General features: G+C 64.4%; 8 protein-coding genes. 7 read left to right on the top strand and 1 reads right to left on the bottom strand.

Annotated features, from left to right (window positions below; all coding sequences use genetic code 11):
- Window positions 1-11: 11 nt before the first annotated feature.
- Together treS and glgB are read left to right on the top strand one after the other, a co-directional pair.
- Window positions 12-3,272: a maltose alpha-D-glucosyltransferase gene (gene treS, locus SCD90_RS00510; protein WP_319842658.1), complete on the top strand. Its 3,261-nt coding sequence runs from the start codon at window positions 12-14 to the stop codon at window positions 3,270-3,272.
- Entirely contained in the window at window positions 3,272-5,527 is a 2,256-nt protein-coding gene (gene glgB / locus SCD90_RS00505) for a 1,4-alpha-glucan branching protein GlgB (protein ID WP_319842657.1), read from the top strand. The genes treS and glgB overlap by 1 nt, the downstream gene beginning before the upstream one ends.
- Window positions 5,528-5,579: 52 nt before the next feature.
- Here the strand turns inward: glgB and uvsE are convergent, their stop codons facing one another.
- Window positions 5,580-6,602, bottom strand: a complete 1,023-nt coding sequence (gene uvsE / locus SCD90_RS00500; RefSeq protein ID WP_319842655.1) for a UV DNA damage repair endonuclease UvsE — start codon at window positions 6,600-6,602, stop codon at window positions 5,580-5,582.
- Window positions 6,603-6,726: 124 nt separating this feature from the next.
- On the opposite strand from uvsE, the gene SCD90_RS00495 reads away from it, so the two are divergent.
- The 5 genes from SCD90_RS00495 to SCD90_RS00475 all read left to right on the top strand — a co-directional run bounded on the left by SCD90_RS00495 (window position 6,727) and on the right by SCD90_RS00475 (window position 12,837).
- Complete coding sequence (locus SCD90_RS00495; protein WP_319842654.1) at window positions 6,727-8,598, top strand: YbhB/YbcL family Raf kinase inhibitor-like protein; 1,872 nt, start codon at window positions 6,727-6,729, stop codon at window positions 8,596-8,598.
- Between the two features lie 139 nt (window positions 8,599-8,737).
- Window positions 8,738-9,589 (top strand): sulfate adenylyltransferase subunit CysD, encoded by an 852-nt coding sequence (gene cysD, locus SCD90_RS00490; RefSeq protein WP_425265626.1) that lies wholly within the window; start codon window positions 8,738-8,740, stop codon window positions 9,587-9,589.
- Window positions 9,589-11,502, top strand: coding sequence for a sulfate adenylyltransferase subunit CysN (gene cysN / locus SCD90_RS00485; RefSeq protein ID WP_319842652.1), 1,914 nt, complete (start codon window positions 9,589-9,591; stop codon window positions 11,500-11,502). The genes cysD and cysN overlap by 1 nt, the downstream gene beginning before the upstream one ends.
- A 71-nt stretch (window positions 11,503-11,573) precedes the next feature.
- Window positions 11,574-11,834, top strand: a complete 261-nt coding sequence (locus tag SCD90_RS00480) for a hypothetical protein (protein WP_319842651.1) — start codon at window positions 11,574-11,576, stop codon at window positions 11,832-11,834.
- 91 nt (window positions 11,835-11,925) lie between these two features.
- Window positions 11,926-12,837, top strand: coding sequence for a BON domain-containing protein (locus SCD90_RS00475; RefSeq protein ID WP_319842650.1), 912 nt, complete (start codon window positions 11,926-11,928; stop codon window positions 12,835-12,837).
- Window positions 12,838-12,850: the final 13 nt, after the last annotated feature.

The raw sequence follows: 12,850 nt of genomic DNA, 5'->3' as shown, positions 1-12,850 counted from the left end.
GAGAGCCGCTCATGATCGATCGCAGCGACCCGCAATGGTTCCGCGACGCCGTATTCTACCAGATCCATGTAAAGTCGTTCTTCGACAGCAACAATGATGGTGTCGGTGACTTCGAGGGCGTTACCCAGAAGCTCGATTACATCAAGGATCTCGGCGTCACCGCATTGTGGGTGATGCCGTTCTATCCTTCGCCGCTGCGCGACGACGGCTATGACATTGCCGATTACAAGGACATCAACCCGTCCTACGGCACGATGCGCGACTTCCGGCGCTTCATCCGCGAGGCGCATGCGCGCGACCTGCGGGTGGTGACCGAACTTGTCATCAACCACACTTCGGACCAGCATCCCTGGTTCCAGCGCGCCCGGCAGGCCAAGAAGGGCTCGCCATACCGTGACTTCTATGTGTGGTCCGATACGGCGAAGGAATATTCCGACACCCGCATCATCTTCCTCGACACCGAGAAGTCGAACTGGACCTGGGATCCGGTGGCGGGCGCCTATTTCTGGCATCGCTTCTACTCGCACCAGCCGGATCTGAACTTCGACAATCCGCGCGTTCTCGCCTCCATCCTGCAGGTGATGCGCTATTGGCTGGACATGGGAGTGGACGGGCTGCGGCTCGACGCGATCCCCTATCTCGTGGAGCGCGACGGCACGAACTGCGAGAACCTGCCGGACACCCATCAGGTCATCAAGCGCATCCGTCAGGCGCTCGACCGCTCATATCCGGACCGGATGCTGCTGGCCGAGGCCAATCAGTGGCCGGAAGAGACCGCGCCCTATTTCGGCGACGGCGACGAATGCCACATGGCGTTCCACTTCCCGCTGATGCCGCGCATGTACATGGCGATCGCGCAGGAAGACCGGCATCCCATCACCGACATCATGCGCCAGACGCCGGAGATTCCGGAAGGCACGCAGTGGGCGATCTTCCTCCGCAACCACGACGAGCTGACGCTTGAAATGGTCACGGAATCGGAACGCGACTATCTTTGGACCTTCTATGCCGGCGACCGGCGCGCCCGCATCAATTTGGGCATCCGCCGTCGCCTTGCTCCCTTGCTGGAGAACGACCGCCGCAAGGTCGAGCTGCTGAACTCCTTGCTGTTCTCCATGCCGGGAACGCCGTTTCTCTACTACGGCGATGAGATCGGCATGGGCGACAACATCTATCTCGGTGACCGGGACGGCGTCCGCACCCCCATGCAATGGTCGCCGGACCGCAATGGCGGTTTCTCGAAGGCCGATCCCGCGAGCCTCTTCCTGCCCGCCATCCAGGACCCGACCTACGGCTTTCAGGCCGTCAACGTCGAAGCCCAGTTGCGGAGCCCTGCAAGCGGCCTGAACTGGCTGCGCCGCCTCGTGGCGATCCGCAAGAACTTCAAGGCGTTCGGACGCGGGACGCTGCGCTTCCTGTCGCCGGAAAACCGGAAGGTGCTGGCCTATCTGCGCGAACTCGATGGCGAAACCCTGCTGTGCGTAGCCAATTTCTCGCGCGCGCCGCAGGCCGTCGAACTGGACCTGACGGAATTGAGCGGTCGCGTACCGGTCGAACTTTCCGGCGGCACCGAGTTTCCTGCCATCGGGGAGCTGCCCTATCTGCTGACCTTGCCGGCCTACGGCTTCTATTGGTTCAGCGTGACCGAGAAGGTGCGAGGCGCGGTGCCGCAGGTGCGCGCTCCGGAGCTCTTCACCATGGTCCTTCAGGGAACACCGGACAGCCTGTTCCGCGACCGCGAGCAGGTTGCCTTCGAAAAGACGGCAGCCCCGAACTATCTGCCGCGCCAGCGCTGGTTCGCGGGCAAGACCTCGCGCATCGAGAAGGTGGAGGTCGTGGACCACACCGTCATGCGTGACCGGCACGGAGCCGATACCTTCACCTGGCCGCGCGTGGCCGTCAGCCTGCAGAACGGCGAACGCCAGATGTATTCGCTGCCGCTTGCCATCGCAGAGACGGAGGAGGAGCATCTGGTGCCGTCCTCGCTGGCACGCGTGCGTCGTGGTCCGCGCGTCGGGCTTCTCTACGATGCGGCTGCGGCGCCGGAGTTCGCGCTCGCTTTGCTCAACGGGTTCGAGCGTGGGGCCAACTTCTCCACCCGTGAAGGACGCATCGATTTCGAAGCGGGCAGCCGCTTTCCCGAAGCATTGGCGGCTCTTGGCGATGCCACGAGCGGAGAAAACCTGCCCCGCCGCTTCAGCGGCGAGCAGTCCAACACCTCCATCGGGTTCGGCGAGCATCTTGTGCTGAAGCTTTATCGCCGCCTGCAGCCGGGCATTCATCCGGAAATCGAGGTCGGGAAGTTCCTGACGGAAGTCGCAGGTTACGCCAATACGCCTGCGCATCTCGGCGCGGTGCATCACCTTGCACCGGATGGAACCGTCACGGCGCTCGCCGTGCTTCAGGCCTTCGTGCCCAATCAGGGTGACGCCTGGACCGGCATGCTGGAAGCACTGAAGCGCGAGCTGGAAACCTACTCGCTGATCCCCCTCGACCAGGCCTTGCCCATCGAAGAGGCCTTCGCGCCCTACCTGCGCTACGCCGGCATCCTCGGAAAGCGCACCGCGGAAGTTCACCGCGCCTTTGCAACGCCTACGGAGGATGAAGCCTTCAAGGCCGAACCCCTCACGTTCGACGACGTGCACGCAGCCGTCGCCGATGCGCGGGAGCAGGCTCGCAAGGCGTTCGAAGCCTTGGAGAAGCTTCCCGCCAGCGCTCATACGCACGAGACCCGGCGCCTGCTGGAATTCAAGGGCGAAAGCCTCGCCGCGATCGACTATCTGGATATCGAACCCGTTGGCGCCCTGAAGACGCGCATTCACGGCGACTTCCATCTTGGACAGGTGCTGATCGCCTTCGACGACGTCTACCTTGTCGATTTCGAAGGTGAGCCCTCGCGGCCGGCCGAAGAGCGTCGTGGCAAGTTCTCGCCCATGCGTGACGTTGCCGGCATGCTGCGTTCCTTTGCCTACGCAACCGACACTGCAAGCCGAGATGTTGCGAGCCGTATGCCGGAAGCGGGCTCCCGCGCCTCGACCGCCGCTGCGGAGTTCCTCAAGGCGATCTCCGGCGCGTTCGTGGAAGGCTACAGGGAGGCGCTCGAGGGCAGCCCTGTCTGGATCGCGGACCGTGTGACCCGCCAGAACCTGCTGAAGCTGCACATGCTCAGCAAGGCATTCTACGAGGTTGTCTACGAAGCCAACAATCGTCCCGACTGGATCGGTACGCCGGTGCGCGGCGTTCTCCAGGAACTGGAACAGGACCACCGTTGATGACCGATACCCGGATTGCCTCGCCGAAGGGCATTCTTCGCCATGGCCCGCAACTGGCTGAGCTGCCTCATGGTGCGCTCGAGGCCGTGGCCGAAGGCCGGCATGGCGACCCCTTCGCGGTGCTTGGTCCTCACAAGATCGCGCAGGGGTTGTGGGAAGTGCGGGCCATGCTGCCGGCGGCGCGTTCCGCCTCGGTGGTGTCGGCGGATGGAGCTACGGTGCTCCAGGTCATGGAGCGCCGCCATCCCAACGGCTTCTACGTGGCGCGTTTCTCCTCGCGCGAGCGGCCGGATTATCGGCTTCGCGTGGATTATGGCAGCCAGCTGCCCGCCTTGCTGGTCGATCCCTATGGCTTCGGCAGCGTGCTGAACGACGCCGATGTGCGCGCACTGCGCGATGTCGGCAGCGATGCGCCGTTCCGGGTGCTGGGCGCACATCCGCGCAGGCACGAGGGCGTGGAAGGTTTCGCCTTCGCGGTCTGGGCCCCGAATGCGAGCCGCGTCAGCGTGGTGGGGGATTTCAACGGCTGGGATGGCCGCTGCCATCCCATGCGCCTGCGCCATGACGGGGGCGTCTGGGAGCTGTTCATCCCGGGAGTGGAGGTCGGCCAGCACTACAAGTTCGAATTGCTCGGGCCAAACGGCAACCTGCTGCCGCTGAAGGCCGACCCGATGGCCTTCGCCGCACAGCTGCGCCCGGAGACCGCCTCCATCCTCACCGGCACAGCCTCGCATGACTGGCAGGATGGCGACTGGATGACCCGCCGTGCCGAGGGTGATCCGCGCAAGAAGCCGGTCTCCGTCTATGAGGTGCATCTCGGCTCCTGGGCGCGCGTGCCCGAGGAAGAGAACCGCTCGCTGACCTACAGGGAAATGGCGGACAAGCTGATCCCCTACGTCGAGGAGATGGGCTTCACGCATCTCGAACTGCTGCCGATCACGGAGCATCCGTTCGATGGCTCGTGGGGCTATCAGCCCACCGCGCTGTTCGCGCCGACCAGCCGCTTCGGTACGCCGCAGGACTTCCTGCACTTCGTGGAAGCCGCGCACGCAGCCGAGATCGGCATCATCCTCGACTGGGTGCCCGGCCATTTCCCCATCGACGCCCACGGCCTTGGCGAGTTCGATGGCACGCATCTGTACGAGCATGCCGATCCCCGCCAGGGCTTCCATCAGGACTGGGGCACCTACATCTACAATTTCGGCCGCGCGGAGGTTTCGGCCTTCCTCGTCGCCAATGCGCGGTTCTGGGCCGAGCGCTACCACCTCGACGGCCTGCGCGTGGATGCCGTCGCGTCCATGCTCTACCTCGATTATTCCCGCAAGCACGGCGAGTGGATCCCCAACCGCTACGGCGGCAACGAGAACCTCGAGAGCATCGATTTCATGCGCCGCATGAACGAGACGGTCTACAGCGTCTCGCCGGGCGTCATGACGATCGCCGAGGAATCGACCTCATGGCCGGGCGTGTCCCACCCCACTTATGCGGGAGGTCTGGGCTTCGGCTTCAAGTGGAACATGGGGTGGATGCACGACACGCTGCACTACATCCAGAACGATCCGATCCACCGCCGCTACCATCACCACGACCTGACCTTCGGGCTGCTCTACGCCTTCTCCGAGAACTTCATCCTGCCGATCAGCCACGACGAGGTGGTGCACGGGAAAGGCTCGCTGTTCGACCGCATGCCCGGCGACGAGTGGCAGAAGTTCGCCAATCTGCGCGCCTATCTCGGCTTCATGTGGGCCCATCCCGGCAAGAAGCTGCTCTTCATGGGCTGCGAGATCGGGCAGCGGAAGGAATGGAACTTCAACTCCAGCGTGGACTGGCACCTGCTGGAACAGCCGTTCCATGCGGGCGTGAAGGACCTGGTTCGCGACCTCAACGTGGTCTACCGCGACATCCCCGCGCTTCACGAACGCGACTGCGAGGCTTCGGGCTTCGAATGGCTGATTTCGGACGACAACGACACAAGCGTGATCGCATGGCTGCGCAAGGGCGCGACGGACGGTGACGTCGTGGTGGCGATCTCGAACTTCACGCCCATACCGCGCGAGGGCTACCGCATCGGAGTGCCGCATCCCGGCTTCTACCGCGAGGTCATCAATACGGATGCCGCCTGCTATGCCGGCAGCAATGTCGGCAATTCCGGCGGGCTGCACTCCAGCGACAGCCCAAGCCATGGCCGCCCGCATTCGCTGAGCCTGAACTTGCCGCCGCTCGCGACGGTGTTCCTGGAGCGGAGGGGCAGCTGATCCCGGAGAAAATATCCGGCGGCCGATCAAGCCGCCGGATGCTTTAGATCATTCAGGCGGCCAACGCCTCCACCTGCGCTGCCAGTTGCGACGAGGCCAGGTTCTTCATCTTCGCCTCCACCTCCACATCTGCCCATGCGAGGTGGCCGGCGATGTAGCGGTTGAGTGCGCGGTTCCACATCATGTCGGAGTGTCCGCGCAGGTCGCGCGCGGTGATGCCGGCGGCGAGAAGGGCGTTAAAGTCCGGCAGAACGTCCGGATCATGCTCCGCCAGCAGGCCTTCGCGCGATACGCTGGTGTGGGTGAGGGGACGCACGCCACGCCATGACTCCCGCACCCGGTCGAGACGCGGGTCGTCCGGCAGGATGTATTCGCCACGGCTTGCGATCCAGTGATGGTGGAAGTCGACGACGATGGGCACCACGTCCGCCAGAGGCAGCAGGTCTTCCAGTCCGAAGGACACCTCGTCGTTCTCCACGGTCAGCAGGTTCCTGCAATCCTCCGACAAGCGGGCCAAGTTCGCCCGGAACGGCTCCGTCCCTGCCGCACGGCCTCCGCCATGAATGTTCACCACCGAGCCAAGCGGGTGCCACCCGCCGGCCAGTCCCATCATGCGCATCACTTCGGTATGGTATTCGAGCTCGCCGAGACTGTTCTCGACCACCTTGTCCGAGGCTGAGTTCAGCACGCAGAACTGGTCCGGATGCATGCTGATGCGAATGCCGGCCTCTCGGGCGATGCGTCCGGCTTCGGCAAAGCCGCGCTCGATCTCCTCGCGCAGCACCGGCTCCCGGTAATGCACGCCGAGCGGATGGTTGTAGGCCGGCAGGATCGAGCTGACGACGCGCAGCAGCCGCTGCAAGGGCGGGCGCGCCGCCACATCCTCCATCTGCAGGCGCAGCGCCTGCATGTTGTGGCGGGCAAGGCCGAGAAGCTTCTCCGTGACTCGGGGGCCGTCGAGGCGTGACAGCGCGGAGATGGTGGTCGAGGCCATGTTCATGCGCTTGAGGGCGAGCGGGTCTCCGTCTTCGGGAATGAACTTGCAGCAGAAGCCGAGGCGGGCAGGGGATGTCATGACGGAGAAGTCGCGCGCGGGGCGCTCAGGTCAAGTCAGCGCGAGGGCGGGAACGGTCGAGGACGTGAAGGGTTTCCCGGCTGCGCCTTGAGCGCACGCCCGTTCCGACGATCTGGGAGATCCGATGACCCGCACCAAATCCCTTGCCGCTTTGCTCGCGATACTTGTCTCCAGCACGGCGCTCGTCGCACCCGCGGCGGCACAGGAAGTCGGCAAATATTCCAACGTGCAGATCACCGGGCATATCCTCGAACCCAGGAAGGTCGAGGCCACCGATGAGAAGGTGCAGGGGCTCAAGGTCCCGCAAGGCTTCAAGGTTCAGGTGTTCGCACGCGAGACCGTGAACCCGCGCATCCTCGCAGTGGGCCCCAAGGGCCAGGTCTATGCCTCGCGGCGCAATGTCGGGGACATCATCATGCTGCGCGACACGAACGGCGACGGACAGGCCGACGAGACGAAGGTGGTTGTGAACCGGCCCAACGCCCACGGCCTCGCGGTTCACGAGGGTAAGCTCTACTTCACCACCATCAAGGATGTGTACGCCGCTGACATCAAGGCGGACGGCACCCTGGAAGAGCCCAGGCGCATCATCAGCGACCTGCCGGATGCCGGCCAGCACCCCAACCGCACCATCGGCTTCGGGCCCGACGGGATGCTCTACATTTCCGTCGGTTCGACCTGCAACGCCTGCGACGAGGCCAATCCCGAGAATGCGACCATGCTGCGAACGAAGCCCGACGGCACCGAGCGCACGATCTTCGCCTCCGGCCTGCGCAACACCATCGGCTTCGACTGGTCCAAGGACGGCAAGCTGTGGGGCATGGATCATGGCATCGACTGGCTGGGCGACAACGACCAGTCCGAGGAACTGAACCTCATTGTCGAGGGCAAGAAATACGGCTGGCCGTTCATCTATGCGGACCAGAAGATCAACCCGCAGGACAACCCTCCCGGCGAAATCACCCTTGAGCAATGGGCGAGCACGAGCGAGGAGCCGGCGCTGCTCTACACGGCTCATGCCGCGCCCATGCAGATGGCGTTCTACAAGGGCGACATGTTCCCGGAGGAGTATCGTGACGACGCCTTCGTCGCGATGCGCGGTTCGTGGAACCGCAAGCCTCCATCCGGCTATGAGGTGGTCCGCATCCGCTTCGAGAACGGCAAGCCTGCCGGCATAGAGCCGTTCGTGACCGGCTTCATGTCCGGCAGCGGCGACAAATTCGAGCATATGGGCCGGCTTGTCGGCCTCGCGGTTGCGCCGGATGGCGCGCTGCTGTTCGGCGACGACGAGAACGGCGTGATCTATCGCGTGTCGCACGACGGCAGCGCCGGTTCGGCCGCCGCAGGGCAGACGGCGCCGCAGTCAGCCGACGTGATGCAGGCGAAAACCGCGTCCGGCGGCGAGACGCAGATGGGTAAGCAGCAGACGCCGGCCGATCTCGCGGGCAAGATCCTCGATGCGGCCAAGGCCGAGAAGATCGGGGTGACCTCGCCGAGCTTCGCCGACGACAAGATGATCCCCAGCCGGCACGCGGAAAGCGGAGAGAAGCTGTCGATCCCACTGGCGTTCGCGAACGTCCCATCCGCCGCCAAGTCGCTGGCGGTGCTGGTCGAGGATCCCGACGTGAAGGAAAATCCTCCCTTCGTGCACTGGATCATCGCCAACATCCCCCCGGACATGAAATCCCTCCCCGAGGGCATTCCGGGCCAGCCGAAGCTGCTCGATCCCGAAGGTGTCATTCAGGGAGCCAACTCGTTCGGATCCACCGGTTGGTACGGAATGAAGCCGCCTGCCGGTGATGCTCCGCACCACTACCATGCGCAGGTGTTCGCGCTCGACACGATGCTGGACGTTGCGCCGGGTGCAGGGCGGGCAGAGTTCCTGGACGCGATGAAAGGCCATGTCGTTGGCTATGGCGAGCTGGTCGGCACCTACCAGCAGCGCGCTCCGACGGAAGCCCGAGCAGCCACGAAGACCGATACTAAAAACAAGTAAGATACGTAGATTGTATCGATAGCCACGCGATTGCATGTAGACCGAAACGGGCTTACATCCGTCGCCCTACATAGCAATCGTGTGGTTTTGTCCTTTGCACGCACATCTCAAGCGTTTGGAAGCCGAGTCGATCTCCATCATGCGGGAGGTCGCCGCCGAGTTCTCGAACCCGGTCATGCTCTACTCCATCGGCAAGGACAGCAGCGTCATGCTGCACCTCGCGATGAAGGCGTTCTTTCCCTCGAAGCCGCCATTCCCGTTCCTTCACGTCGATACGACCTGGAAATTCCGGGAGATGATCGAGTTTCGTGAGGCGGAAGCCAAGCGCCTCGGCTTCGATCTGCGCGTCCACATTAATCAGGACGGCGTCGCCCGCGGCATGGGTCCGATCAGCCATGGCTCGTCCCTGCACACGCAGGTGATGAAGACGGAGGGCCTCAAGCAGGCGCTCGATATCGGGAAATTCGACGCGGCCTTCGGCGGCGCCCGGCGCGACGAGGAGAAGAGCCGCGCCAAGGAGCGCATCTTCTCGTTCCGCAATGCCAGCCATGCCTGGGACCCGCGCATGCAACGCCCGGAGCTTTGGAGCCTGTTCAACACGCGCGTGAAGGCCGGTGAGTCGATCCGTGTCTTTCCGCTGTCGAACTGGACCGAGCTCGATATCTGGCAATACATCCTCTCCGAAGAGATCCCCATCGTTCCGCTGTATTTCGCGAAGGAGCGGCCGGTGGTGTGGCGCTCCGGCACATGGATCATGGTCGACGATGACCGCCTGCCGCTGGAGCCGGGGGAGGTGCCGCAGATGAAGCGCGTCCGCTTCCGGACCCTCGGTTGCTACCCGCTGACCGGTGCCATCGAAAGCGACGCCATCAGCGTGCAGGACATCGTGCACGAGATGATGATCGCCCGCACCTCCGAACGGCAGGGCCGCCTCATCGACAGCGACGAGAGCGCCTCCATGGAGAAGAAGAAGCGCGAGGGGTACTTCTGATGGACGCGCTCGTTGCAGCCCATGCGCTGGAAAGCGGCGCGCTGGAGGCCGGAGACGGCAACCTCCTGCGCTTCATCACCTGCGGCTCGGTGGACGACGGCAAGTCGACGCTGATCGGCCGCCTGCTCTATGAATCGAAGACCATCTTCGAGGACCAGCTTGCCACGCTGGAAAAGGACAGCCGCAAGCACGGCACCACGGGCGAGGAGATCGACTTCGCGCTGCTGGTGGACGGGCTGGAGGCCGAGCGCCAGCAGGGCATCACCATCGATGTGGCCTACCGCTTCTTCGCCACGCCGAAGCGCAGCTTCATCGTGGCCGACACGCCCGGGCACGAGCAGTACACCCGCAACATGGCGACGGGCGCCTCCACGGCGCAGCTTGCCATCATCCTCATCGACGCCCGCAAGGGCGTGCTGGTGCAGACCAAGCGACACGCCTTCATCTGCTCGCTGCTGGGCGTCCGCAACATCGTGCTCGCGGTCAACAAGATCGACCTGATGAAGTACGACGAGGCGGTGTTCACCCGCATCGTCGAGGACTTCGCGGCGTTCTCGCGAGACCTCGGCTTCGGCTCGGTGACAGCTGTGCCGCTGTCGGCGCGCTACGGCGACAATGTCACGGCGCGCTCCGAGCACACCCCCTGGTACACGGGTCCCAGCCTGCTTGAGCACCTCGAAACCGTGGATGTCGAGGCGGACCTCCAGTCCGCGCCCTTCCGCTTCCCGGTGCAATGGGTGAACCGGCCGAATCTCGATTTCCGGGGTTTCGCGGGCACGGTCGCCTCCGGCCGCATCCGGCCCGGCGATCAGATCGTGGTCTCGGGATCGGGCAAGGTCACGCAGGTAGCCCGCATCGTCACCGCCGATGGCGATCTGGATGAGGCTGTCGCCGCCGACGCGGTGACGCTGGTCCTCGCCGAGGAAGTGGATGTGACGCGCGGCGACGTGCTCAGCGATCCGCAGTCCCGCGCTGAAACGGCAGATGCCTTCAGCGCCCATGTGCTGTGGATGAGCGAGACGCCGGTCGAGCCCGGCCGCGCCTACCTGATGCGCATCGGCACGCGCTGGGTGCCGGCCACCGTGCGGGCGATCCGGCACAGGATCGACGTCAATACGCTGGAGAAAAGCTCGGCCGAGAGCCTGGGCCTGAACGAGATCGCACTGGTCGAATTCGCGACGGCAACTCCGGTGGCTTTCGACCCCTACGAGCAGAACCGCGCGACCGGCGCCTTCATCCTGGTGGACCGTTCCACCAACGAGACCGCCGGCGCGGGCATGATCGAGCTGCCGCTGCGCCGCGCGACCAATGTGCATCTGGAGAGCACCGCGCTCGACAAGGCGGCGCGCGCGGCGGCCAAGTACCAGAAGCCGATGATCGTCTGGTTCACGGGCCTGTCGGGCTCGGGAAAGTCGACCATCGCGCGGCTGGTGGAGGCGCGCCTCCATGCTGCGGGCCATCACACCTACATACTGGATGGCGACAATCTGCGCCACGGCCTGAACAGCGATCTCGGCTTCACCGAGGCCGACCGCAACGAGAACATCCGGCGCGCCGGCGAGGTGGCGAAGCTGATGCTGGATGCCGGCCTCATCGTGCTGTGCTCGTTCATCTCCCCTCTGCGCGGCGAGCGGGAGATGGTGCGCGCTCTGGTGGAGGAGGGCGAGTTCGTCGAGGTGTTCGTCGATACGCCTCTCGAGGAATGCATGCGGCGCGACCCCAAGGGCCTGTATGTGCGCGCACAGGCGGGCGAGATCCCGAACTTCACCGGCATTTCCGCACCTTATGAGGCGCCCGAAGCCCCCGAGATCCGCCTCGAAACCTTGTCCGGCAGCGCCGAGGATCTGGCGGAGCAGGTGATTCAGCAGCTGCGCCGAAGCGCTATCGCCGGCGAGAACTGGGCCAGCCCATAGCCGCCAAACCGGCTCGCGGATGAAACCTCCGCGAGCCCCGCGTGTTGTCCCTGTAGAACAGGAGACACACAATGACGCAGGACAACCGGGCTGACCACAAGCCGCGCACGGCCCCTGCCGAGCCGACGAACGCCGTCGATGTTTCCCCCGAGGCGTTGCGCGCCGATGTCTGGTCGAAACCCGGACAGGGGGAAGAGCTCGCCATGCGCGAAGCCAAGATGGGCAGCGAAGGCGAGATCGACGACATGTCCGATCTTGTGGCCGCGGAAACCCCTGACACCGTGAAGCGCATTTCCGATCCGCACATCGCGGATCCCAAGACCGGCAGCTGACTTTCACCCGCGCAGGAACCCCTGATCCCGGGCTTGCGTTCTCGAAGCAGGCGCGTTCTCGCGCCTCAACGAAAAATCGTGGGAGGATTCAATGGCTGATCGTGACGATCACTGGCACGACGAGCGTCGCCTGAGCGACAACGCGGCACGCCGCCCGGGCGGAGACCGGGATTTCTACAATCGCGACCGCTACAGCGAGGACGATTACGGCCTCGGCTATGGCGAGGAGGGAATGACAAACTACCGGCAGCGTCCTACCCGTTCGGTCGGGCCCTATAGTGATCAGCAGCGCAATACCGGTCCCTATCGCGGCGATCGTGACCAGCACGGCGGATATTCGCAGAACCGGGGCCCTTATGGTGGCGCTGCGTCCCAAGGCGGCTATGGCGGCCAGGGGATGGGGTATGGCGGAGGCCAGGCTCGCGGCCAGGCCTCGTCGGAACTGGGATATGGCCGTTCCGAATACGCCAATCCGACCAACTACTCGCCTGCTTATGACCGCGACTATCGCGGCAATTACAGCCAGGGAAATCAGAACGATCCCCAGCGTTATGCCCGTGGCGGTCAGCGCGACGATGACCGCGGCTTCGTTTCGCGTGCGAGCGACGAAGTTTCGTCCTGGTTCGGCGATGATGACGCTGAGCGCCGGCGCCAGCAGGATGCGCGCCACAGCGGCCGCGGTCCAAAGGGCTATCGTCGTTCGGACGATCGCATCCGCGAAGACATCAGTGATCGCCTGATGGACGATCCCTTCATCGACGCCTCGGAAGTCGAGGTTTTGGTGGAGAGTTCCGAGGTGACGCTCTCCGGTTCCGTTGACAGCCGCGCATCGCGGCGCAGGGCTGAGGATCTGGCCGAGCGCGTCTCGGGCGTGACGCATGTGCAGAACAACCTGCGTGTGTCCTCGGGTGCGGAGACGACCCGCGAGGAGCGTGCGGCCGGTATCACTGCCACCAACGTGTTCGGAACAACCGCGGCCGGAGGCAAGACCGACGCCAGCTGACGCGCTTCGGTCC

Source organism: Terrihabitans rhizophilus, from assembly GCF_033898525.1.
In the GTDB taxonomy this organism is placed as follows: domain Bacteria; phylum Pseudomonadota; class Alphaproteobacteria; order Rhizobiales; family Methylopilaceae; genus Flaviflagellibacter; species Flaviflagellibacter rhizophilus.
The sequence above is the reverse complement of the archived record's forward strand: the minus strand, read 5'-3'. Positions and strand labels throughout refer to the sequence as shown.

Coding starts and splice junctions, on each gene's coding strand:
- treS (WP_319842658.1), top strand. CDS start 12: ATGATCGATCGCAGCGACCCGCAATGGTTCCGCGACGCCGTATTCTAC.
- glgB (WP_319842657.1), top strand. CDS start 3,272: ATGACCGATACCCGGATTGCCTCGCCGAAGGGCATTCTTCGCCATGGC.
- uvsE (WP_319842655.1), bottom strand. CDS start 6,602: ATGACATCCCCTGCCCGCCTCGGCTTCTGCTGCAAGTTCATTCCCGAA.
- SCD90_RS00495 (WP_319842654.1), top strand. CDS start 6,727: ATGACCCGCACCAAATCCCTTGCCGCTTTGCTCGCGATACTTGTCTCC.
- cysD (WP_425265626.1), top strand. CDS start 8,738: ATGCGGGAGGTCGCCGCCGAGTTCTCGAACCCGGTCATGCTCTACTCC.
- cysN (WP_319842652.1), top strand. CDS start 9,589: ATGGACGCGCTCGTTGCAGCCCATGCGCTGGAAAGCGGCGCGCTGGAG.
- SCD90_RS00480 (WP_319842651.1), top strand. CDS start 11,574: ATGACGCAGGACAACCGGGCTGACCACAAGCCGCGCACGGCCCCTGCC.
- SCD90_RS00475 (WP_319842650.1), top strand. CDS start 11,926: ATGGCTGATCGTGACGATCACTGGCACGACGAGCGTCGCCTGAGCGAC.